The organism is Roseospira navarrensis (assembly GCF_009601025.1).
Taxonomy (GTDB): Bacteria; Pseudomonadota; Alphaproteobacteria; order Rhodospirillales; family Rhodospirillaceae; genus Rhodospira; species Rhodospira navarrensis.
Genome location: NZ_WIVE01000065.1, coordinates 1 through 22634, shown reverse-complemented (window position 1 = coordinate 22634; position 22634 = coordinate 1). Strand labels below are relative to the sequence as shown.

Sequence of the window (22634 nt, the reverse complement as noted above, 5' to 3'; positions counted from 1 at the left end):
GCGCCTTGCGATCCAAGCTCTTCATGGCCGCGCTCTCCGCCGTGCGATACAACCCCGACCTCAAGGCCTTCTACGAACGGCTTATCGGAAATAAAAAGACACCAAAAGGCGCACTCCTCGCCGTTGCCAGAAAGCTCGTCACCATCGCAAACGCGGTCCTCCGGCCTCAGCCCGAACCCGCCACAAACTGAGTTGATGACGGGGGGGGGCCACGCCGTCCCTTCGGAAGGAAGGGCCCGACGGCGCTACAGCCCCGCCTTGACCTTGTCGGCCACCTCGGCGGGGACCCAGTCGGTCCAGATGTCCGGGTAGGTTTCCAGGAAGTACAGCGCCGCACCTTCGCCGGTGGCCTGGTTGTCCTCCTGCCAGGCCAGGACCGCGTTGATGACCTGGTTGGGCACCGACACGCTGGAGACGAACTGGAACGCCTCGGCGGCGCGATCCTTGAACGACACCGCCGCCAGCGTCAGCACGTCGGAGGGCGGATAGGCGTTCGGCCGCGGGTCCTCGCAGTCCATGCTGGTCACGCAGTCCCAGGTCTCCGGGTCGTGCTCCATGCCCTCGACCATCACCATGTCGTACTTGCCGAGGATCGCGGTCGGACCGTAGTAGTAGGCGAAGATGGGCTCGCGCCGCTCATAGGCCTTGGCGATGGCGCCCGCCAGCCCGGGGCCGGAGCCGGGGTCGAACAGGGTGAAGGCGTCGGTCATGCCGTACGCCTCCATCAGGTTCTCGTTGACGATCTGGCACTGCCAGCCGGCCGGACAGGTGTAGAAGCGGCCCTTGCCGGGCTCCTCCCGGTCCGGGAACAGGTCGGGGTTGGCGCGGATGCCGTCGATGGTGGCCAGTTCCGGGTGCTCCTCGACCATGTAGTCGGGCACGAACCAGCCTTCCTGGCCGCCGTCCTGCAGCGTCTTGGTGGCGATGACCACCTGACCCTCGTCCACGGCGTTGGCGATCACGTCCTGGTGGGCGTTGGGCCAGATTTCGGGGGCCAGGTCGGGTTCGCCCTTCTCGGTCATCGAGGTGATGGTGGGCACGGTGTCGCCGGGCACCAGCTCGGCGTCGCAGCCGAAGCCCTCGGTCAGGATGATCTTCTGGATGTTGGCGAGGGTGGCGGCCGAGTTCCAGGACATCTCGGCGATCGTGACCCGGCCGCAGTCGGCGGCCTGGGCGGGGGTCAGGGTGGCCAGCATGGCCAGCGACGACGCCACCGCTCCGGCGGCGCCCGCAATCAGCGTGTTCATGGTGTCGGTGTCCCTGTTCCGGTGGCGCTTGGGCGTGTCCGTCGGGCGTCCGGCGCGGTCCCCAGGGGGAGGGGTCACGCGAAACCGGGGCCGGTGCGGATCGGGCCGATCCGTCCTCGCCCTCGGGTTTGCGATGAGCCTAGCCGACCCGGCCCGGTCATGCAAACGGGGGATCCCCGCCCGGTTCCGCCGGGCGGCCCGGGGCCGTCACAAATCACTGGGCACCCGCCCCCCGAGTGGGCATTATGACGGCCCCTTTTTTCGGACGCGCGCGTCGTCGCCGGCCCGTGGTTCCGGCGCGAGGGTCAAGCCCCCCGGCCGGCCCGCCGCGCGGCCGCCGCACCCTGCGCCATCCGGGGATGACACCCGGAAGCGCCTTCCAGGACCCACCCCACTCGGCCCCCTCTTACGCAGACGGACAGGCATGGACGACACCAAACCCATTTCCAACCTGGAGCGCGAGGCGCTGCTGATGCACGCCTCCGGCCGCCCCGGCAAGATCGAGATCACGCCCACCAAGCCGCTGACCACCCAGCGCGACCTGTCGTTGGCCTATTCCCCCGGCGTGGCCGCGCCCTGTCTGGAGATCGAGCGGGACCCGACCACCGCCTACGACTACACCGCGCGCGGCAACATGGTGGCGGTCATCTCCAACGGCACCGCCGTGCTGGGGCTGGGCAACCTGGGCGCGCTGGCCTCCAAGCCGGTGATGGAGGGCAAGGCCGTCCTGTTCAAGAAGTTCGCCGACGTGGACGCCATCGACCTGGAGGTCGAGACGGAAGACGTGGACGAGGTCGTCAACTGCGTCCGGTTCCTGGGACCCAGCTTCGGCGGCATCAACCTGGAGGACATCAAGGCCCCGGAATGCTTCATCATCGAACAGCGCCTGAAGGAGCTGATGGACATTCCGGTGTTCCATGACGACCAGCACGGCACGGCCATCATCGCCACCGCCGGTCTCATCAACGCCTGCCATCTGACCGGGCGCGACCTGCGCGACGTGAGCGTGGTCATCAACGGCGCCGGGGCCGCCGGCGTGGCCTGCGCCGAACTCATCAAGTTCATGGGGGTGCCCCATGACAACGTGATGCTGTGCGACACCAAGGGCGTCATCCACCGGGACCGCGACAATCTGAACCAGTGGAAGTCGGCGCATGCCGTGGACACGGACAAGCGCACCCTGGCCGAGGCCCTGGCGGGGGCGGACGCCTTCCTGGGCCTGTCTGTGAAGGGGGCCGTGACCCCGGACATGGTGGCGACCATGGCGGACAAGCCGATCATCTTCGCCATGGCCAACCCGGATCCCGAGATCACGCCGGAAGAGGTGGCGACGGTCCGCACCGACGCCATCATGGCCACCGGACGGTCGGATTATCCCAACCAGATCAACAATGTGCTGGGCTTCCCCTACATCTTCCGGGGGGCGCTGGACGTGCGGGCCCGCAGCATCAACATGGAAATGAAGGTGGCCGCCGCCCGCGCCATCGCCATGCTGGCGCGCGAGGACGTGCCCGACGAGGTCGCCGCCGCCTATGCCGGCCGCCGGCTGCGCTACGGGCCGGACTACATCATCCCGGTGCCGTTCGATCCGCGCATGATCTTCGCCATCCCGCCGGCCGTGGCCCGCGCGGCGATGGACACCGGGGTGGCGACCATGCCCATCGTGGACATGGACGGCTATCGGCAGGCCCTGTCGGCGCGTCTGGACCCCACGGTGGCCAGCCTGCAGGTCATCCACAACGAGGTCGCCGCCCATCCGCAGCGCGTGGTCTTCGCCGAGGGCGAGGAGGAAAAGTCGATCCGCGCCGCCGTCGCCTTCCGCAACGGCGGCTACGGCACGCCGATCCTGGTCGGGCGCGAGGACCGCATCGAGGAGGCGGTCAAGCGGCTCGGTCTGGGCACGATGGAAGGCATCGAGATCTACAATGCGCGGGTCTCGTCCCACAATCAGACCTACACCGACTACATCCACGGCCGCATGGGCCGGAAGGGCGTGCTGTACCGGGACGCCCAGCGCTGGGTGAACCAGGACCGCAACATCTTCGGGGCCTGCATGGTGGCCATGGGCGACGCGGATGCCATGGTGACGGGCCTGACCCGCCACCACCACCATGTGATCGACCAGGTGACGATGTGCATCGACACCAACGCCGGCGAGCGCCTGATGGGCCTGACCATGGTGGTCGCGCGGGGCCGGACGGTGTTCATCGCGGACACCACGGTGCACGAGGCCCCGTCGGCCGAGGAAATGGCGGACATCGCCTGTCAGGCCGCGCGCAAGGTGCGCCAGTTGGGGCACGAACCGCGCGTGGCCCTGCTGTCCTACTCCACCTTCGGCGCGCCGGAGGGCGAAAACCCGGTCATCCCGCGCGAGGCGGTGCGGATCCTGGATGCCCGCCATCCCGATTTCGAGTACGAGGGCGAGATGGGCGCGCATGTGGCCCTCGATCCCGAGTTGCTGAAGGTGTACCCGTTCCAGCGTCTGTCGGGGCCGGCCAACGTGCTGGTCATGCCGGGGCTGAATTCGGCGAACATTTCATACAAGCTTCTCCAGAAACTCGGCGGTGGAACGGTTATTGGTCCCCTGTTGCTGGGGCTGTCGCGCCCGGTGCAGGTGACGGCGATGGATGCGACCGTCTCCGACATGGTCCACATGGCGGTCATGGCGGCGCACGACGCCGTGCGCGGGGTCTGACCCCGACTCACCGAATCGGATGAGCGGGGGCGCGGGGCGTCCTCGCTCCGGCCAGTCCGGGGCCCGGTGCGCGCGGGCGGGGAGACCACACCATGGGCCGCGACGCCATCCCGAACAGAAAGACCCTGCGGCTGCCGCGCCGCCGCACGCTGGGCGCGGCGGTGCTGTTCGCGCTGCCCGGGATCGCTGTGCTGGGGCTTCTGGCGCTGACGGGAGCACTGTCGCCCGGCTGGCTGGCGTTCCCCCTGTCCCTGGCCCTGGTGGGCGCGGCGGCTCTGCTGCTGCGCCCGCATCTGCGCGACCTGTACGCCGTGGAACTGACCATGCGGACCCTGGCGGACGGTCGGGGGCGGGCCGCCGCGGTGCCGGACATCGTCTACTCCGCCGCCGCGCGCGCGCAGATGTCGGCCTTGATGGATCTGCGGCGCGCTCACGACCAGCGGGTCGCCGCCCTGGCCGAGCGGGCCGAGTCCGATGCCCTGATCGTGGACGGCCTCTCCGATCCCATCCTGCTGGTGGATACCGACGGTCTCGTGACCCGCGTCAATACGGCGGCCCGGGTGCAGTTCGGCCGCGACGGCGTGGGCAAGCCGCTGACCCTGGTGTTGCGGGACCCCCGCGTGCTGGCCGCCGTGGAAGCGGTGCTGGCGGGCCGCCCGGGGCAGGTGGTGCAGATGACCTTGCCGGGCGCGGTGGAGCGCGAATTCGAGGTGCGCGTCGGCCCCCTGGCCCAGCCGGACCGGCAGGGGGCGGAAATCCTGGTCTCCATGCACGACGTCAGCAAGCTGGTGCGGCTGGAGCGCATGCGGGCGGACTTCGTCGCCAACGCCAGCCACGAACTGCGCACGCCGCTGTCCAGCCTGGTGGGCTTCGTCGAGACGCTGATGGGGCCGGCGCGCGAGGATGCCGAGGCGCACGACCGCTTCCTCCCGATCATGCTCGATCAGGGCCGGCGCATGCAGCGGCTGGTGGAAGACCTGCTGTCGCTGTCGCGCATCGAGATCAACGAGCACTCGGTCCCCACCGAGACGGTGGCCCTGCCGGACCTGATCCAGCGCATCGCCCGGGGCATGGAGCTGAAGTGCCAGGCCAAGCGCTGCGCCATCGTGTTCGACCTGGACCCGGACCTGCCGCCGGTGATCGGCGATGCCGACCAGCTCAGCCAGGTGTTCCAGAACCTGCTGGACAACGCGGTCAAGTACGGGCGGCGCGACTCGACCGTGACGGTCACCGGCCGGGTGGTTGAGCAGGGACCGGCGGGCATGCCAATGGCACCGCACGGGGCACCGCACGGGCCACCACACGGACCCCGCCGCGGGCCCTGCGTGCGGGTTTCGGTCCGTGACCAGGGCGAGGGCATCGCGCGCGAGCACCTGCCCCGCCTGACCGAGCGATTCTACCGGGTGGATCGGGCGCGCTCGCGCCAGATGGGCGGCACCGGGCTGGGGCTGGCCATCGTCAAGCATGTGCTGGCGCGTCACCGGGGCATGCTGGTGCCCGACAGCGTGGTGGGCGAGGGCTCCACCTTCACGGTCTATCTGCCGGCCGCGCACAGGCAGGCCGATTCCGCCGCACGCTCGACCAGCCAGATGCCGGCTGCGGGATAGACCCGAACGACGACACGGGGACCGTGTCGTCGTTGGACCGGCGCGCCTGCGTCATCGCCGATCCGCATCCGCCCATATGTTCCCGCTCCGCCCCTTCCAGGGGGTGGCATACGAAACTTTCATGCCGTTCCGGCCCCGAAAGCAGAACAGACTTGCGTTTTTCGTCGCTGCACCGCATGACATTGTGTTGCACCGCGAAGAAACGCCAGGGGCGCCCGCGCCGTTCATCCGCGCCGGCGGGCCCGGCCCTCCATACTGAAGACAGGGACCAGCGATCATGCACGACATCATCCGCCAGCTCGATGCCAAGCGTGTCCAGGCCCGCCTTGGCGGCGGACAGCGGCGCATCGATGCGCAGCACGGCCGGGGCAAGCTGACCGCGCGCGAGCGGATCGACCTGCTGCTCGACCCGGGCTCGTTCGAGGAATGGGACATGTTCGTCGAGCACCGCTGCACCCAGTTCGGCATGGACGAGAACAAGGTGCCCGGTGACGGCGTGGTCACCGGCCGCGGCACCATCAACGGCCGGCTGGTGTTCGTGTTCAGCCAGGACTTCACCGTCTTCGGCGGGTCGCTGTCGATGGCCCACGCCGAAAAGATCTGCAAGGTCATGGACAAGGCCATTCAGGTCGGCGCGCCCGTCATCGGCATCAACGATTCGGGCGGCGCGCGAATCCAGGAGGGCGTGGACAGCCTCGCCGGCTATGCCGACGTGTTCCAGCGCAACGTGATGGGCTCCGGCGTGGTGCCGCAGATCTCGATGATCATGGGGCCCTGCGCGGGCGGCGCCGTGTACTCCCCGGCCATGACCGACTTCATCTTCATGGTCGAGGACAGCTCGAACATGTTCGTGACCGGCCCCGAGGTGGTGAAGACCGTCACCCACGAGGAGGTCACGGCCGAGGAACTGGGCGGCGCGCTCACGCACACCGGCAAGTCGGGCGTGGCCGATCTGTCGTTTACGAACGATGTGGAGGCGCTGCTGGGTCTGCGGCGGTTCATGGACTTCCTGCCGGGCAGCAACCGGGAAGAGCCGCCGGTCAAGCCGACCGAGGATCCGTTCGACCGCCAGGAACCCTCGCTGGATACCCTGATCCCGGACAACCCGAACAAGCCCTACGACATGAAGGAGCTGATCCTCAAAGTCGTGGACGAGCATGACTTCTTCGAGATCGCGCCGCGCTACGCCCGGAACATCATCACCGGCTTCGCCCGCATGGAAGGCCGCACGGTGGGGATCGTGGCCAACCAGCCGATGGTGCTGGCCGGCTGCCTGGACATCGACAGCGCGCGCAAGGGCGGCCGGTTCGTGCGGTTCTGCGACGCCTTCAACATTCCCATCATCACGTTCGTGGATGTGCCGGGCTTCCTGCCGGGTGTGACCCAGGAATACGGCGGCATCATCAAGCACGGCGCCAAGCTGCTGTACGCCTATGCCGAGGCGACGGTGCCCAAGATCACCGTCATCACCCGCAAGGCGTACGGTGGGGCCTATGTGGTCATGGCGTCCAAGCATCTGCGCGGCGATGTCAGTTACGCCTGGCCGTCGGCCGAGATCGCGGTCATGGGTCCGAAGGGCGCGGTGGAGATCATCTTCCGCAAGGACCTGGACGATCCGATCAAGATCGCCGAGCGCACCGAGGAGTACCGCAACCACTTCGCCAACCCGTTCGTGGCTGGGTCGCGCGGGTTCATCGACGACGTCATCATGCCGCATGGCACCCGGCGCCGCCTGTGCAAGAGCCTCGCCATGCTGCGCGGCAAAAAGCTGGAAAACCCCTGGCGCAAGCACGGCAACATTCCGCTTTAAGGGCTGGTTCCGCGGACTGCCTGAAGGAACGGTTGCAGATGATCACCACAGAGACACAGAGGACACGGAGCGGTCCGCGCCCAGCCGACGGGGCGCGGGTCTACCGTGCGGCCGGGGTCAGGGATCCCCTGGGTTTGTCGTGGCCGGGTCATGATGCCCCGGAGATGGCGAGCCGTCCGCTCTGTGCTCTCCGTGCCTCTGTGGTGAGTCTTCCGGACCATGCAGAGAAAAACACCACAGAGACACAGAGAACACGGAGCGGTTCGCGCCCAGCCGACGGGGCGCGGGTCTACCGTGCGGCCGGGGTCAGGGATCCCCTGGGTTTGTCGTGGCCGGGTCATGATGCCCCGGAGATGGCGAGCCGTCCGCTCTGTGCTCTCCGTGCCTCTGTGGTGAGTCTTCCGAACCATGCGGAGAAAAACACCACAGAGACGCAGAGGACACGGAGCGGTTCGCGCCCAGCCGACGGGGCGCGGGTCTACCGTGCGGCCGGGGTCAGGGATCCCCTGGGTTTGTCGTGGCCGGGTCATGCTGCCCCGGAGATGGCGAGCCGTCCGCTCTGTGCTCTCCGTGCCTCTGTGGTGAGTCTCCCGGACCATGCGGAGAAAAACACCACAGAGACGCAGAGGACACGGAGCGGTCCACGCCCAGCCGAAGGGGCGCGGATCCGACGTTTGGCTCCGCTCAAAACGCGTCTGAAGTCTTCCCGTGCATCCGCCACATCACAGAATCAGCCTGGTGATTCCGTCCCGAATCAGATGAACATTGAAATTGATGAGCAGGCCAAGCCTCTGATCCATCAGTTTCATGTACGTCAAAAGCTGGGCTTTGTGCACTTTGTTGATGGACTCGACTGCTTTGAGTTCCACAATCAGACGATTTCCGACAAACAGGTCAACCCGGAATCCAGTACCCATGCTTTGACCGTCATACTGGACCGGAACTTCAAGCTGGCGGACATACGGCACACGTCGCTCGCCGAGTTCATAAGCAAGGCAGGTTTCATACACGCCTTCCATCAATCCCGGGCCCAATGCCGAATGGACGCGGTAGGCCGCATCCACCACTGCGCCCGAGAGGTCGTTGAGATCGGCGTCGATGGGAGTCACGGAGCCTCTCCTGATCGGTTGCGCCAGCGCATCCATCACCATCAAATCATGAGTCGGCTGAGCGCGCCAGGGGCGACCCGTCTGGCGCGCGCGGCCTGACCGACTGTTCACCGACCGAGGACCAGGGCACGCCATGTTCAAGAAGATCCTGATCGCCAATCGCGGGGAAATCGCCTGCCGAGTCATCAAGACCGCGCGCCGCATGGGTATCCAGACCGTGGCCGTGCACTCGGACGCGGACGCCGACGCCCTGCACGTGCAGCTTGCCGACGAGCGGGTCCATATCGGGCCGTCGCCCTCGTCCGAGAGCTATCTGGTCATGGACCGCATCATCCAGGCCTGCAAGGACACCGGCGCCGAGGCGGTCCATCCGGGCTACGGCTTCCTGTCCGAGAACAAGGCGTTCCAGAAAGCTCTGGCCGCCGAGGGCATCGCCTTCATCGGCCCGGACGCCCATGCCATCGAGGCCATGGGCGACAAGATCACGTCGAAGAAGCTGGCCAAGGACGCCGGGGTCAGCACCGTGCCCGGCTTCATGGGCATCATCGACGACCCCGAAGAGGCGGTCCGCATCGCCGAGGAGATCGGCTTTCCGGTCATGATCAAGGCCTCGGCCGGTGGCGGCGGCAAGGGCATGCGCGTGGCCCACGATGCGGCCGCCGCCCGCGAGGGCTTCGTCTCCGCCGCCAACGAGGCGCGGTCCAGCTTCGGCGATGATCGCGTGTTCATCGAGAAGTTCATCCAGCAACCGCGCCACATCGAGATCCAGGTGCTCTCGGACGGCGCCAACACGATCCACATCGGCGAGCGCGAGTGCTCCATCCAGCGCCGCCACCAGAAGGTGATCGAGGAGGCGCCGTCGCCCTTCCTGACGGAAGAGGTGCGCGCCGAGATGGGCGCGCAGGCGGTCGCCCTGTCCCAGGCCGTGGGCTACAAGAGCGCGGGCACGGTCGAGTTCATCGTGGATGCGGACCGCAACTTCTACTTCCTGGAAATGAACACCCGCCTGCAGGTGGAACACCCGGTCACCGAGATGGTCACCGGCCTCGACCTGGTGGAATGGATGATCCGCATCGCCGCCGGCGAGCCCCTGGCCCTGACCCAGGACGACATCCGCCTGAAGGGCTGGGCCCTTGAGTGCCGCATCTATGCCGAGGACCCGTTCCGCAACTTTCTGCCGTCCATCGGCCGGCTGACCCGCTTCATGCCGCCCGATGAGGAAGAGGGCCTCGTCCGCGTCGATACCGGCGTCATGGAAGGCGGCGAGATCAGCATGTTCTACGATCCCATGATCGCCAAGCTGATCGCCTACGGCGGCACGCGCGATCTGGCCATCCGCCACATGCGCCGGGCGCTGGATGCGTTCTACATCCGCGGGGTGTCGCACAACATTCCGTTCCTGGCCTCGGTCATGGGCAAGGAGCGCTTCGTCAAGGGCGACCTGACCACCAATTTCATCCCCGAGGAATACCCCGACGGCTTCCACATGGCCGACCTGCCGCCGGAGGACCCCACCATCCTGGTGGCGGTGGCGGCCTGCGTGCACCGCAAGCACGCCGAGCGCGACGCCCGCATCAGCGGGCAGTTGCCGGGCCATGAAAAGCAGGTCCGCAATGACTGGGTGGTGCGCCTGGGCGACACCAACCACCCGGTCACGGTCACGACGCTGGAGGACGGCTTCCGGGTCATCGTGGACGAAGAACCGATGGTCGTGCGCACCGGCTGGCGTCTGGGCCAGTCCCTGTTCACGTGCGAGATCAACGGCCACCCCGAATCGGTGCAGATCGACCGCGAAGGGGTGAGCTACCGCCTGTTCCACGCCGGGGCGACCGACCGCGCGGTGGTCATGACCGCCGAGGCCGCCACGTACGCCGCGCTGATGCCCAAGAAGCAGCCGCCGGACCTGTCGAAGTATCTGCTCTCGCCCATGCCGGGGCTGCTGGTCTCGCTGGCGGTCGAGGAGGGCCAGGAGATCAAGAGCGGCGAGGCGCTGGCCGTGGTCGAGGCCATGAAGATGGAAAACATCCTGCGCGCCGAACGCGACGGCACCGTGGCCAAGCTGCATGCCGGGCCGGGCGACAGCCTGTCCGTGGACCAGATCATCATGGAGTTCAGTTGATGGGGGCCTGATCGGCCTGCGACCGGCCCGCACAGAATACATGGCGCCATCGGCGTTCGGCTGCTCTCCCGGTTGGCACGGGGTCGAAGTACCCTCGCCCCGGGAAAAGGGCCATGAAAGGGAGAGCCGCCATAGGCCAGGATGTCGGTTTGGACGTGGCGATGAACGAGACGACGGTCTGCGTTCAGGATGAGCCGGGCGCAGCGGTCCGGGCAAAGCGCGCGTGACGCCACGCGACCCATAGAACACCGGCCAGGGCCACGGCCACCAGGGCCGAGACCCAGGCGGCGCGGGCCAGGAAATCCGGCGGCGACTAGCGGGTTTCGGCGGGGCTCCATTCTTTTCTGGAACGATTCCGATCCTTGCTGACCGATCCCGCGCCCCCGCGCATTGAGACCCGTCATGCCGCGCCGTCACGCCCACCGCCGCCGGGCGGGGCGCAACGCTCTTCGGACCGAAGGGTCGGACTCGCCGCCGACGCCGCAGATGGCGGGGGGCGCTGACGGCGCGCCCCTTCGGTTACTCACACAGCAACCGGATGGTGGTGCGCTGCCCGGCGCTGGAGAAGTCGAGCAGGCGAACCTCCACGAGCCGCGACTCCCGGGGGATGGCGTCCGTGTCCTCGAACAGGCAGGTCAGCGTGGTCCGGCGGGGCGGCGTGGCCTGCGTCTGGTCGAACCAGTTTTCCCACGAGAAATCGCGCTGCGAGCGCATGTCGGCCTCAAGCCGGGCGAACGGCGAGCCCACCGCGTAGGTGGCGGCATAATGCCGGTCGCCCTCATGCTCCACGGTCTGGACGCCCGAGGCCGGCTCCAGCCGCAACCACGCCCCCCGTTCGAGCCGGTCCAGCACGCCCAGTTCGTCCTCGTCCAGGGCGGCCGCGAGCATGGGCAGATTGGCCTCGCCGGTGCTCAGGAAGGACCGGGCCTGGTTCACCAGATCGGCACGAAGGGCCCGGTAGAGGTCCATGAGCTGGCGTTCGCGCGCCTGCGCGGCCTCGCGCTGCGCCTGCTGCACGCGGGCGCGCTCCTCCTGCTGGATCGCGCGTTCGGCGGCCGCCGCGGGGGCATTGCGGAACTCCCGCCAGGTCAGGGCGTCGCGCTCGTAGTTGCGGCCCGTCACCAGCGGCTGGTCCGGCCGTTCGGCCGTGGCGATGCTGACCGCGATGTTGTTCACGCCCCGGTCGGGGATCGGGCACAAGGTCGTGGCATACGCCGCCGCCCGCGTCATCAGCCGGTCCACGACCCACGGGCCCTCGAAGACCGCGGGCGGCATGCCCTCCGGGGCCAGCACCTGCACATGGCGGTAATCCCCCTGCATCCCGCAGGCCGACAGGCTGAAGCGGAAGGCGCTCAGGTCCAGGTCCAGTTTCAGCACGCCCTCATCCAGGTGCAGCGCCCAGTCCGGTCCGACGCGCGTGCGGCCCAGCACGGACGGTCCCTGCATCCAGGTCAGCACCCCGGGGCCGGTGGCCTTGCCGCGCGCGCAGGCGCCGGTCCAGACCACCCGGTCCGTCCCCGGCCAGGCGCGCACGACCTGACAGGGCTGATCCACCACCGAAACCCAGGGCGGGCCCTCCGGCGCCACCGGGTCGGTCAGATGGGCCTGCACGGCGGCCACCTCGCCCACCGGGTTCACGGCCACGATCAGGTCGCGGCGGACAAAGAACAGCGCCTCGTCGCTGGCGCAGTAGTACAGTTGGCCGCACTGAATCGGGCTGTCCAGGCAGACCCGGTCCGGCTGGATCATGCCGGAGGTGACCAGCCGTTCGACCGTGCGGCCGTGCCGCTCCACGGTCAGTCGGGTGCCCTCCAGCAGGACCATGGCCGTCGCGGCGTCCAGGGGGCCGTGCGCCTGCCGGCATTCGCGGTAGGCGTCGGTGGCCGGATGGTCGCGCATGACGCGGGCCAGGGTCTCCCTTACGGCCGGATCCGCGCCCCAGGCCCCGGCCGGCGGTGCCGCCGGAGTCGAGGACGGCGCGGCCTGCCCGGCGGGAGCCGCCGAAGCCGGTTCTGCGACCGGCGAGGCCGCGACCCGTTGCCAGGCCCAGGACGTGGCCCCGGACGACAGCCGCAGGGCCCCGCCCGCGACCGACGCCGTGACACTGCCCCAGCCGCCATTGGAAAACCGATAGGTGCCCCGGGCCGTGGATCCATCCACCGCGGTCAGGCGCAGGATCTCCGACCCCACCGGCCGCCGCCCGTCCCCGCCGGCCAGGATGGTGGCCGTGCCGTTCTCGATTCGGAGACGCCAGCGCCCGTCAGGCGTCTGCCACGTCCCGTCGAAGGCGGCCAACCCGGCGACCGCCGGTTCGGAGGCCTCCGGACCCGCCGCGTCCGCCGCGGCGCGGGCCGCGCCCCCCGCCATCACAGGTCCCATCGCAAGCATCACCGCGAGCACGATCCCGACCTTCATGCCCTGTCCTCCCCTGCTAGGTCTGCAACACGCTGGCCCGGCGATGCCCTGCCGGCTTCGCCCGGGTCACACCCCCATCACGGTCTGCTTGCGCAGCATGGCGACCACCTCGCGCAGGGCCTCGGCGGGCGCGGCGCCGCCCTCGACGGCTTCCTGGTAGGTGCGCAACTGCGCGTGCGCGCTGGAGCCGCGCGCGATGATGTCGCGGACGTGCTCGACCTCGGCGCGGCAGCCCAGCACTTTCTGGTCCTCGCGCGTCAGATCGATCAGCTCTTCGGTCAGTTCGGCCATGGGCACCACCCGGCCGATGCCGAAGTCCACCAGCCCTTCGTCCAGGCCGTAGCGCTGGGCGCGCCAGCGGTTCTCCTCGACCAGCATGCGGGCATAGATGCGCCAGCGCTGGTTGGTGCGCCGCAGCCGCCACAGCATGCGCAGGATGCAGACGTACAGCGCGGCGAGGCAGATGGTGTCCTCGACCCGGGTGCAGATGTCCGTCACGCGCATTTCCAGGGTCGGGAACGTGGCCGAGGGCCGCAGGTCCCACCAGATCTTGGTCGCGTCCTCCATCAGGCCCGCATCCACGATGATGTCGATGTGCCGCTTGTAGTCGGCGTAGGACTCGAACCGCCCCGGCAGACCCGTGCGCGGCAGTTCATTGAACACGCTGATGCGGTAGCTCTTCAGGCCGGTGTCCAGGCCGCGCCAGAACGGCGACGAGGTGGACAACGCCAGCAGGTGCGGCAGGAAATAGGCGGTCTGGTTCATCAGGTCGATGCGCAGGTCCGGGTCCTCGATCCCCACATGCACGTGCATGCCGCCGATCAGCAGCCGCCGGGCCACCGCCTGATAGTCCTTGGCCAGCGAGATGTAGCGGTCCTTGACCGTGTGCTTCTGGTCGCTCCACTGGGCGAAGGGATGGGTCGAGGCGGCGATGGGCGCCATGCCGTGCGCCGTGACCACGTCGTTGACCCGCCGCCGCAGGGCGCGCAGGCACGTGCCCAGCTCGGCGACGGTCTCGCACTTGCGGGTGCCGACCTCGATCTGACTGCGCAGGAACTCCGGACTGGCCGCCCCCTCGGGCATGTCCGCGAACTCCTGCATCATGCTTTCGGGGACGTCGGTCACCAGGTCCCCGGTCTCGGGGTGGACCAGCAGGTATTCCTCTTCCACACCGAGCGTGAAGGCCGGTTCGCTGTTGGTGGTGTTCGCCATGACGGTCCCTCCCCTGCGCACCGCGCCTTCCCGGCGCTTTTCAGTTCATCAGGCTGCGCCCCTGGCTACTCCAGCCCGTCGGTGGGCGCGCCGCCCGGCGCCGCGTCCGAGGCATGTACATACAGCCCCGGATCCGACAGCACGGCCTCCAGGATCGAGCCCAGGCGCCCGGCCCAGTCGGCGGCCCCCGCTTCGGTGGCAATCAGGTCCTGCCGGATCTCCACGGCGGCGCGGGCAAGCCCCGCGCTGCCCGCGTGCGACGAGACGGTGAAGCCCACCACCCAGCCCGAATACGGCTCGTTGTCGCCCACGATCAGGTCCGGGTCGTGCGCCAGCCCCTCCATCAGCGGCAGGGCCAGCCGGCCGTCGCTGTCCCACAGCACGCCGATATGCCACGGGCGCGGCGGGCCGCCGGTCTTCATGGTGGGCGTGAAGGAATGCACGGAGAACAGCACCGGCGCCTGTCCCGTGACGCGCCAGAGGTGATGCAGCCGCCGCGTCACTTCGCTGTGATAGGGATTGAACAGGGCGTCGATGCGGGCCTGCTCGGCGGCCTCGGACAGATCCCGGTTGCCGGGCACGGGGGTGCCGTCGCTGACCGGCGGAATGGAGTCGGCCGCCCCCGGGACCCGGTTCAGGTCGATCACCAGCCGCGAGTAGTTCGCCAGCACCGCGCAGGCGTCCAGGCGCGCGGCCAGATGCCGGGTGACGGCGGCGGCCCCGATGTCCCAGGCGACGTGCCGATGCAGGTCGGCCTTGTCCAGGCCGAGCGTGCCCAGGGCGCGCGGCACCCGGTGCGCCGCGTGGTCGCAGATCAGCAGGACCGGGCGCTGTGCATCCGGGTTGACCACCTCGAACGGCGGCGGCTCGTCCGGCGCCAGCAGAGGCGCGGCGGCGGAGTCCGGGTCGGAGTCGGAGGGGGAGACGGGTTGCGAGAGGTTCATCATGGCGGGATTATACCGAACCGCGCCGCCGGGGACAGGGGGGAGCTTGCCTCCGTTTCAGGCGTCCGGCCCGCACACCCCAGCCGAAAGGCCATCCCATGACCCGATCCGCCGCCCCGCTCCGCCGCTTCGCCCTGGGTCTGGTCATGGCCTGTGGCGCCCTGCCCGCGCTGGCCGGACCGCTGGAGGTGCAGCGTGTCACGGACGGGGTCTATGCCCTGGTCGGACCGATGGCCCAGCGCGACCCGGACAACCTGGGGAACAACGCCACGTTCGGGCTGATCGTCACCGACTCCGGCGCGGTGCTGATCGATCCGGGCGGCAGCCGGGCCGGCGCGGCCATGATCGACGCGGCCATCGATACGGTCACGGACCAGCCGGTGCGGACGGTCATCAACACCGGCGGGCAGGATCACCGCTGGCTCGGCAACGGTTACTGGGTGGACCAGGGCGCCACCGTGATCGCCTCCGCCGATGCCGTCGCCGACCAGCGGACGCGGGGCTCGGTGCAACTGTCGATGCTGCGCCAGTTGATCGGGGACGGCCTCGACGGCACCGAGCCGGTGCACGCCGGCACGGTGTTCGAGGACGCCCACACCGTCTCGCTGGGGGGCGTGACGCTCCAGATCCACCACCCCGGCCCGGCCCACACCCCGGGCGACAGCTACGTCTGGGTGCCACAGAAGGACACCGTGTTCACCGGCGATATCGTCTATGTCGGGCGCCTGCTCGGGGTCATGGACCATTCCCACGCGGGCGCGTGGATCGACGCCTTCGACGCCGTGGCGGCCCTTGACCCCGGCCATGTGGTGCCCGGCCACGGACCGGCCACGACCCTGGACCGCGCCCGCGCGGACACGCGGGACTATCTGGTCCACCTGCGCCGAATCGTGCGCGACCACATGGACGCGGGCGGGTCCATCACCGAGGTCGGCGACCTGGACCAGTCCGCGTTTTCCCACCTGCTCCAGTTCGAGGCCCTGGCCGGCCGCAACGCCCAGCAGGTCTGCACCGAACTGGAGTGGGAGTAGGCTTATACCGGCACCGCTGCGCGGTGCCAGGGCGGCACCGGACGTCAACGGGCATCCTCGGATGCCCGTTGACGTCCGTCAGGCGGCGCGACCCATCTTCTGCGAGACCAGATCGGCCAGCGAGGCAACCTCGGGCCGGGGTCCGAAGTGGCTGATGATCTCCGCCGCGCAGACATGGCCGATGTGGGCGCAGTCCGTCAGGCTCCGGCCGCTGGTCAGGCCGCGCAGGAAGCCGGCCGCGTACAGGTCCCCGGCGCCGGTGGTGTCGACGACCTGCGAGACGGGTTCGGCGGCCACGGTCAGCACCTCGTCGCCGGTCACCACGAGCGATCCCTTCTCCGACCGCGTGATGGCCGCGATGTCGGTGTGCCCCTTGATCTGGGCCACCGCCTGATCGAGATCGTCGGTCTGGTACAGCGCCTTGATTTCCGCCTCGTTGGCGAACAGCAAGTTCACGAAGCCGCTGGTCAGCTCGATGAAGGTTTCGCGGTGGCGGTCGACGCAGAAGCTGTCCGACAGGGTCAGGGCCACCTTGCGGCCGGCGTCACGGGCGGCGGCGGCGGCCTTCACGATGGCGTCCTTGGCCCGCGGCTGATCCCACAGATATCCCTCGATGTAGGTGATGAGGCCGCCGGCGAACAGCGTCTCGTCGATGTCCTCGGGACCCAGCTCGATGCAGGCCCCGAGATAGGTGTTCATGGTGCGCTGGCCGTCCGGCGTGACCAGGATGAGACACCGGGCCGTGGAGGACTCCTCCGCCTTCGGTCCCGTCAGCGGCTGCGTGTCGAACGTGGCGCCGATGGCCTTGATGTCGTGGGTGAAGATGCGGCCGAGCTGATCGTCGGCCACCTTGCCGACAAAGGCGGCGCTGGCCCCCAGCGAGGCCAGACCCGCGACCGTGTTGGCCGCCGACCCGCCGGAGATTTCCACGCCCGGGCCCATGGTGTCGTACAGGGCCGCCGCCTGGGCGTTGTCGATCAGCATCATGCCGCCCTTGGTCATGCCGTGCTTGGACAGGAACGCGTCGTCGGCGTGGGCGATGACATCGACGATGGCGTTGCCGATGGCAACGATGTCGTGGCGCGGAGCAGTCATGGGAACGGCATGTCCTTTTCGGTCGGTGGAAACGGAAGTCGGTTCGATGACCTGCGGCGCCGTGCGGGCACCCGGCCACAGGCAGCATAGGGGCAAGCGCGGTGCCATCTCAACCCGGCCCTGGGCGCCGTCCGCCCCTCTTGCGCGCGGTGCGCCGGTTGACTCGCCCGCTTCGTGTCGTCGCCGGGCCCGGATCGCCAGCCTTTCCGCCGAGTCGTGGCCGGGGCCCTGACTTTCCGGTCCGGAATATTCCCCCTGATCCCGTTCCGGGCTAAGGTGTGACGGGGATGGGTGACTCACCCGGCCCCGGGGTCCGCGACCATCAATGCCGATCTGCGACGGGGGGCGCCGGCGTTGACCACGTTTGAAGTGCAGGTGATGCGGGACGGCCGCTGGATGACCGAGTCCATCCTGGACCGGGAGGCCGAGGCCGTTCTTCTGGCGAAGAAGCTGCTCAACGCGGGCACCTCGCAGGGCGCGCGGGTCATCTCGGAACGCAGCCTGGGCGGCGACCTCACCGCCGAACGCACCGTGTTCGAGGAAACCCGGGACATTCCCGACAAGCGCCCCGTGGCCATCAGCGCGATCGACGAGGCCCCCTGGTGCGAAACGGCGGACGAGCTGTATGCGCTGCCGGCCCGCATGACCATGGCGCGGTTGCTGCGGACCTATCTGGACCGCAACACGGTCACCGTCTCGGAACTGCTGTACGCCTTCCGCCCCCTGTCCAAACTGCAGAATCACGACTCCAACATCTATCCATCGGCCGTGGACAAGGTGGCGTCGCTGCAGGCCCAGGACCGCGAGGATCTGGACACCCGGACCCGCCGCGATGCCCTCTATGGGCTGATCGACGAGGTCGGCCGCCGCGCGCGGCGGGCCGAGGGCGAGCGCATGATGCGCGGCGCCGGGCTGGATACCCTGCACGAGGCCTACGACAAGGCCCGGATGGCGGCCTTCGACCCCGCCGAACAGGCGTTCCTGGTGCGCGCGGCCATCGGCCGCGATCTGGCCGGCCGCCAGAGCTGGCTGGGCAAGCTGGACGCCCTGCTGTCGGCCGTGTCGGACGATCTGCCCGACGGCGCCCTGGCCATGCTGGACGAGTTCATCGCCGACTGCCTGGGCATCGGGCAGGTGGTGCAGGACATTCTGGGCGACCGGCCCAATCTGGCGGTGGCGCTGCTCACCCTGATCGATCTGGTCGAGGGCAAGGGCGAGACCGGCGCGGGCGGTCAGGCGGAAACGGCGCAGGTGCTGGCCGCGCTGTTCGCGGCCGGCAAGCTGCCCTCCTCCGCCACGGTGCTGATGGACCGGGTCTATCGCGAGGTGGCGGGTCGCTCCCCCCTGTCCCGCAACGATCCCAGCCGGGAGCACGAGTTCTTCGAGGTCCTGTGCGACCGCGTCATTTCGGTGAACGGGCTGCTCGGCGCGCACCGCATGGCCGTGGCCATCACGCGGCGCTACAACCATCGCATCAATCAGGGTGGGGATGCCGGGTGGCGCCAGTCGATCGTGGGCGTGTCCTCGTCGCTGGCGAACAGCGCCCGGCGCCTGCACTATCTGGCCGCCCTGTCCGGCGCCCGCGAAGTGCAGCCCTATGGCGGCCTGATCCTGGATCTGATCGTGGACGGCATCAAGACGACGCGCGGCGTGGACGACTTCGCCGCCGAGTTGCCGCCGGCCCAGAAGCTGGCCACGGTCACCGGCGTGCAGCGCGCCCTGATGGACGGACCGGCCATGCCGGACGTGATGCGGGACCGCGTCTTCGAGCACTTCGATTCCATGCTCGCCCGCTACGTGGAGAAGGCCCGCATCATCGAAAAGCTGGACAATCCGGACGACTCGCTGCGCAAGCGGGCCGACCGGCTCATCAGCTTCTGCGCCTCGGGCGTGTTGATGGAGGGCAAGGCCCTGACCTTCGCCCGCAAGCGGGTGCTGTCCTACCTGAAGCGACCCGACTTCACGACCGAGTTCCTGAGCGATGTCCCGCAGCCCCAACAGGAAGAGGAACTGCGACGGCTGCACATGCGGCTGGCCCGCGCCGGATTCGGGGTCGGGGGGTAGTCGTCCCGGCTACTCCGCGTGCGCGGCCTCTTCCATCAGGAACGGCGGCGCGGTGCGGGGGCAACGCGGCAGGCCGCGCCACAGGCGGCCCTCGCGGTCATAGAAGCAGTGGGCGGCGGCCATCATGGCGTCCGTGGGGTGGACGACCTCGGGACACTCGATGTGACCGGCCAGGATCTTGCCGTCGGTGCCGTACAGGCAGAGCATCACGCGGGGACCCGGGCGGGCCTCGCTGTCCGCGCCGGTCTGGGCCTGCGCGCCACCCGCCAGGGCCACGGCGGCGGTCAGCCCCACCGCCAGCGCCAGCGCGGACCCCATCCGGGCGCGGGCGCGCGCCCTCGATACGGCACGCGATACGGCACGGGGGCGCGTCATCGCGCCACCGCCAGACCCGGACCGCGCGCCAGCACGCGGAACGCCGGCAGCAGGGCCAGGGCGACCGCGATCTTCACGGCGAAGTCGCCGAGGCCCCAGCCGATCCACGGCAGGCCCGTGCCGGCGAAGGCGAGCGTGAAGAACAGGGCGGTATCCAGGGCCGAGCCCAGCACGGAGGAGACCAGCGGCGGCAGCCACCACACCCGGTTGCGCAGGCGGTCGAACACCTGCACATCCAGGGTCTGCGCCACCAGGAACGCGGTGCCGGAGGCAAGCGCGATGCGGGGCGAGGCCAGGGCAATGGACAGCACCACCGCCAGCGCGAAGCCCACAAGCACCACCCGGCGCGCCCGGGCCGGGCCGAAGCGCCGGTTGGTCAGATCGGTCACCAGGAAGGCCACCGGATAGGTCAGCGCCCCCCAGGTGAGCCAGTCGTTGATCGGATAGCCCACCAGGATATTGGACGCGACGACGACCACCGCCATGGCGGCCACGGCCGGCACCAGGTCCACCCAGCCCACCGGGCCGGCGGCCCCAGCGGCGTCGTCGGGGCGACGGGACTGACTCATGATCCCAGGGTTCCCTTTTCCGATCGAGGGCGCGGTCCCGCAGATTGGGACACGTCACCCTTTTTCTCCCACGGCAATGTGACCGCTTCGTGGCATATGGCAACGCGCTCACGGGAGCAGGACGGCGCTTTCCGCTCCGTCAGAACTCGCCCCGCGAGATCCCTCGTCTCGCTTCGCTCACTCGGGATGACGGCATGAAACGATAGGATGTCATCCTGACGCCGCACCGCGGCTGAAGGATCTCGACCGCGGGTCTCCGAGCCTTTGCAAAGACCCGCAGGCGCGATCCCGTTCACCTGAGCCCGTTGCCCGGCTTCGTGGCAGGCGCCGGCGCCCCGGCGGGGCCGTCCGTCGGCCTACTGGTCGTAGGTCATCAGGGCGTGCACGGGCACATCGATCTTGTCGCGGCCCTTCAGGAACCCGAGTTCGATGATGCACGCGGCCGCGCAGACCTCGGCGCCGACCTTGCGCAGCAGCTCGACCGAAGCGCCGAAGGTGCCGCCCGTGGCCAGCAGGTCATCGACCACGATCACCCGCTGTCCGGGCTCGATGGCGTTGTCCTGGATCTCGACGGTATCCTCGCCATATTCCAACTGGTAGGTGTGCTTGACCGTGCCGCCGGGCAGCTTGCCCCGCTTGCGGACCATGATGAAGCCGCAGCCCAGCTTGAGCGCCAACGGCGCGGCCACCAGAAAGCCGCGGGATTCGATGCCCGCGATCACGTCCGGCTGGTAGGCCCGGGCGGCCTTGGCCATGCGGCCCATGGTCACCTGCCACGCATCGGCATGGGCCAGCAGCGTGGAAATATCGTAGAAAAGAATTCCCGGCTTCGGGAAATCGGAGATTTCGCGGATGTGGTCCTTGAGATCCATGTCACGCCCCTCGGTGAAACAAAGCCGACGCATCCTAGGCAAAGCCGCCGCGCAAGGAAAGCATTGGCGTGCGCGCCCGGCGACCATTCCGAGACCCCAATGACGTCATCCGACACGACCGACCCGACAGCCGATCCCGATGACGAAGGCTTCGGTCTTTACGTGCACTGGCCCTGGTGCCTGTCCAAGTGCCCGTACTGCGACTTCAACAGCCACGTCATCGCCGATCCGGACCACGCCGCCTGGGCCCGCGCGTATGTCAGGGAACTGGACACGCTGGCGGCGATGGAAGCGATGGACCCGGCGGCCCCGGCGACCCGCCGCCCCCTGACCAGCGTCTTCTTCGGCGGCGGCACGCCCTCGCTGATGGCGCCCGGGACGGTCGCGGCGGTGCTGGACGCGGCGGCCCGGCACTGGCCGCTGGCGGACGACCTGGAGGTGACGCTGGAGGCCAATCCGGGCGCCGTGGACCGGGCGCGCTTCACCGCCCTGCGCGCGGCGGGGGTCGGCCGCCTGTCGCTGGGCGTGCAGGCCTTGGACGACGCCGCGTTGCGCTTCCTCGGGCGGCGGCACGATGCGGGTGAGGCGCTGGCGGCCCTGGACCTCGCCCGCGCCGTGTTCCCGCGCGTCTCGCTGGACCTGATCTATGCCCGGCCGGGCCAGACCCCGGACGCCTGGGCGGCGGAGCTGGACCGCGCCCTGGGCTTCGCGCCCGATCACCTGTCGCTCTACCAGTTGACCATCGAGAAGGGCACGGCCTTCTTCGCCGCGCACCGGGACGGCGCGTTCGCGCTGCCGGACGAGGACACGGCCGCCGACCTGTTCGACCTGACGCGGGAGACGACGGCGGCGGCCGGCCTGCCGGCCTATGAGACATCCAACCACGCCCGCCCCGGGGCGGCCTGTCGGCACAACCTGGTGTACTGGCGCGGCGGCGACTATGTGGGCCTCGGCCCGGGCGCGCACGGACGCCTTGGCGGGGTCGCAACCCGCACCATCGCCGCCCCCGCCGGCTGGCTGGCCCAGGTGGCGCGCGAGGGCCATGGGCTGCAGGCCAGGACCCCGCTGTCTCCGCCGGACCGCGCGGTGGAACTGCTCATGATGGGTCTGCGGTTGACCGAGGGCATCCACGCCGCGCGGTTCGAGCGCCTCAGCGGGCTGCCGCTCGCCGACGCCCTGGACCCCGCGGGCCTCGCCACCATGATCGACCTGGGATTCGTCACCCGGGACGGCCCGTGGCTGCGCGCCACCGCCGAGGGACAGACCCGCCTGGATGCGGTGCTGGCGCACATCGCGGCGTAAGGCCAAAGGGAAGAGGATCAGACTGCCGGGGACGGCGGCATTGAAAAAGGTTCATCGTGGAAAATCGGGGTCGCGTGGTTTCCGGACCGCAGCGGCCACCCGTGAGCAACCGGGAACATGGGTAACACTATTGACCGGCAACATGGGTAACGGTGTTCTGTGTTTGTT

Annotated in this window: 16 protein-coding genes and 1 pseudogene; 8 read left to right on the top strand and 9 right to left on the bottom strand. The window is 69.2% G+C overall.

What is annotated here, in order from left to right; translation table 11 throughout:
* Window positions 1–191 (top strand): annotated as a pseudogene (locus tag GHC57_RS19615) (IS110-like element ISEc32 family transposase); the annotation flags it as partial.
* Between the two features lie 54 nt (window positions 192–245).
* Here GHC57_RS19615 and GHC57_RS15905 read toward each other — a convergent pair.
* On the bottom strand, window positions 246–1247 hold the full coding sequence (locus tag GHC57_RS15905) for an ABC transporter substrate-binding protein (protein WP_153346039.1): 1002 nt from the start codon (window positions 1245–1247) through the stop codon (window positions 246–248).
* Between the two features lie 424 nt (window positions 1248–1671).
* On the opposite strand from GHC57_RS15905, the gene GHC57_RS15900 reads away from it, so the two are divergent.
* From GHC57_RS15900 to GHC57_RS15890, 3 genes are all read left to right on the top strand, one after another.
* Window positions 1672–3942, top strand: coding sequence for an NADP-dependent malic enzyme (locus GHC57_RS15900; protein ID WP_153346038.1), 2271 nt, complete (start codon window positions 1672–1674; stop codon window positions 3940–3942).
* Between the two features lie 92 nt (window positions 3943–4034).
* Window positions 4035–5549: an ATP-binding protein gene (locus GHC57_RS15895; RefSeq protein WP_153346037.1), complete on the top strand. Its 1515-nt coding sequence runs from the start codon at window positions 4035–4037 to the stop codon at window positions 5547–5549.
* Between the two features lie 277 nt (window positions 5550–5826).
* The gene (locus GHC57_RS15890) at window positions 5827–7359 is read left to right on the top strand and encodes an acyl-CoA carboxylase subunit beta (protein ID WP_153346036.1); all 1533 of its coding nucleotides are present in this window, start codon (window positions 5827–5829) and stop codon (window positions 7357–7359) included.
* A 722-nt stretch (window positions 7360–8081) separates the two neighbouring features.
* Here GHC57_RS15890 and GHC57_RS15885 read toward each other — a convergent pair.
* Entirely contained in the window at window positions 8082–8468 is a 387-nt protein-coding gene (locus GHC57_RS15885; protein WP_211369221.1) for a GxxExxY protein, read from the bottom strand.
* Window positions 8469–8601: 133 nt separating this feature from the next.
* Here GHC57_RS15885 and GHC57_RS15880 point away from each other — a divergent pair, with 133 nt between their 5' ends.
* Window positions 8602–10587, top strand: coding sequence for an acetyl-CoA carboxylase biotin carboxylase subunit (locus tag GHC57_RS15880; protein WP_153346034.1), 1986 nt, complete (start codon window positions 8602–8604; stop codon window positions 10585–10587).
* Between the two features lie 519 nt (window positions 10588–11106).
* Here the strand turns inward: GHC57_RS15880 and GHC57_RS15875 are convergent.
* From GHC57_RS15875 to GHC57_RS15865, 3 genes are all read right to left on the bottom strand, one after another.
* On the bottom strand, window positions 11107–13002 hold the full coding sequence (locus GHC57_RS15875) for a hypothetical protein (protein WP_153346033.1): 1896 nt from the start codon (window positions 13000–13002) through the stop codon (window positions 11107–11109).
* A 66-nt stretch (window positions 13003–13068) separates the two neighbouring features.
* Window positions 13069–14214: a carboxylate-amine ligase gene (locus tag GHC57_RS15870; RefSeq protein ID WP_153346032.1), complete on the bottom strand. Its 1146-nt coding sequence runs from the start codon at window positions 14212–14214 to the stop codon at window positions 13069–13071.
* Window positions 14215–14279: 65 nt separating this feature from the next.
* Entirely contained in the window at window positions 14280–15161 is an 882-nt protein-coding gene (locus GHC57_RS15865; RefSeq protein WP_153346031.1) for an N-formylglutamate amidohydrolase, read from the bottom strand.
* A 95-nt stretch (window positions 15162–15256) separates the two neighbouring features.
* Between GHC57_RS15865 and GHC57_RS15860 the strand changes: the two genes are divergently transcribed.
* Entirely contained in the window at window positions 15257–16189 is a 933-nt protein-coding gene (locus GHC57_RS15860; RefSeq protein WP_153346030.1) for an MBL fold metallo-hydrolase, read from the top strand.
* Between the two features lie 78 nt (window positions 16190–16267).
* Here the strand turns inward: GHC57_RS15860 and GHC57_RS15855 are convergent, their stop codons facing one another.
* Entirely contained in the window at window positions 16268–17284 is a 1017-nt protein-coding gene (locus GHC57_RS15855) for an adenosine kinase (protein ID WP_153346029.1), read from the bottom strand.
* Between the two features lie 354 nt (window positions 17285–17638).
* On the opposite strand from GHC57_RS15855, the gene GHC57_RS15850 reads away from it, so the two are divergent.
* Window positions 17639–19348, top strand: a complete 1710-nt coding sequence (locus GHC57_RS15850) for a hypothetical protein (RefSeq protein ID WP_153346027.1) — start codon at window positions 17639–17641, stop codon at window positions 19346–19348.
* A 9-nt stretch (window positions 19349–19357) separates the two neighbouring features.
* On the opposite strand, the gene GHC57_RS15845 is transcribed toward GHC57_RS15850, so the two are convergent.
* From GHC57_RS15845 to GHC57_RS15835, 3 genes are all read right to left on the bottom strand, one after another.
* Window positions 19358–19666: a hypothetical protein gene (locus GHC57_RS15845; protein WP_153346025.1), complete on the bottom strand. Its 309-nt coding sequence runs from the start codon at window positions 19664–19666 to the stop codon at window positions 19358–19360.
* Window positions 19667–19719: 53 nt separating this feature from the next.
* Complete coding sequence (locus tag GHC57_RS15840) at window positions 19720–20292, bottom strand: queuosine precursor transporter (RefSeq protein WP_153346023.1); 573 nt, start codon at window positions 20290–20292, stop codon at window positions 19720–19722.
* A gap of 356 nt (window positions 20293–20648) precedes the next feature.
* Window positions 20649–21164 carry an adenine phosphoribosyltransferase gene (locus GHC57_RS15835; protein WP_153346021.1) on the bottom strand — a complete coding sequence of 172 codons (516 nt, stop codon included), beginning with the start codon at window positions 21162–21164 and terminating at the stop codon, window positions 20649–20651.
* 99 nt (window positions 21165–21263) lie between these two features.
* Here GHC57_RS15835 and hemW point away from each other — a divergent pair, with 99 nt between their 5' ends.
* Entirely contained in the window at window positions 21264–22466 is a 1203-nt protein-coding gene (hemW, locus tag GHC57_RS15830) for a radical SAM family heme chaperone HemW (protein WP_153346019.1), read from the top strand.
* The last annotated feature ends 168 nt before the right edge of the window (window positions 22467–22634 follow it).

What these genes read in the sequence shown, in the direction of transcription:
- GHC57_RS15835 (WP_153346021.1), bottom strand. Translation starts at nt 21,164, where the DNA reads ATGGATCTCAAGGACCACATCCGCGAAATCTCCGATTTCCCGAAGCCG.
- GHC57_RS15890 (WP_153346036.1), top strand. Translation starts at nt 5,827, where the DNA reads ATGCACGACATCATCCGCCAGCTCGATGCCAAGCGTGTCCAGGCCCGC.
- GHC57_RS15840 (WP_153346023.1), bottom strand. Translation starts at nt 20,292, where the DNA reads ATGAGTCAGTCCCGTCGCCCCGACGACGCCGCTGGGGCCGCCGGCCCG.
- GHC57_RS15905 (WP_153346039.1), bottom strand. Translation starts at nt 1,247, where the DNA reads ATGAACACGCTGATTGCGGGCGCCGCCGGAGCGGTGGCGTCGTCGCTG.
- GHC57_RS15860 (WP_153346030.1), top strand. Translation starts at nt 15,257, where the DNA reads ATGACCCGATCCGCCGCCCCGCTCCGCCGCTTCGCCCTGGGTCTGGTC.
- GHC57_RS15875 (WP_153346033.1), bottom strand. Translation starts at nt 13,002, where the DNA reads ATGAAGGTCGGGATCGTGCTCGCGGTGATGCTTGCGATGGGACCTGTG.
- GHC57_RS15865 (WP_153346031.1), bottom strand. Translation starts at nt 15,161, where the DNA reads ATGATGAACCTCTCGCAACCCGTCTCCCCCTCCGACTCCGACCCGGAC.
- GHC57_RS15900 (WP_153346038.1), top strand. Translation starts at nt 1,672, where the DNA reads ATGGACGACACCAAACCCATTTCCAACCTGGAGCGCGAGGCGCTGCTG.
- hemW (WP_153346019.1), top strand. Translation starts at nt 21,264, where the DNA reads ATGACGTCATCCGACACGACCGACCCGACAGCCGATCCCGATGACGAA.
- GHC57_RS15870 (WP_153346032.1), bottom strand. Translation starts at nt 14,214, where the DNA reads ATGGCGAACACCACCAACAGCGAACCGGCCTTCACGCTCGGTGTGGAA.
- GHC57_RS15880 (WP_153346034.1), top strand. Translation starts at nt 8,602, where the DNA reads ATGTTCAAGAAGATCCTGATCGCCAATCGCGGGGAAATCGCCTGCCGA.
- GHC57_RS15855 (WP_153346029.1), bottom strand. Translation starts at nt 17,284, where the DNA reads ATGACTGCTCCGCGCCACGACATCGTTGCCATCGGCAACGCCATCGTC.
- GHC57_RS15845 (WP_153346025.1), bottom strand. Translation starts at nt 19,666, where the DNA reads ATGGGGTCCGCGCTGGCGCTGGCGGTGGGGCTGACCGCCGCCGTGGCC.
- GHC57_RS15895 (WP_153346037.1), top strand. Translation starts at nt 4,035, where the DNA reads ATGGGCCGCGACGCCATCCCGAACAGAAAGACCCTGCGGCTGCCGCGC.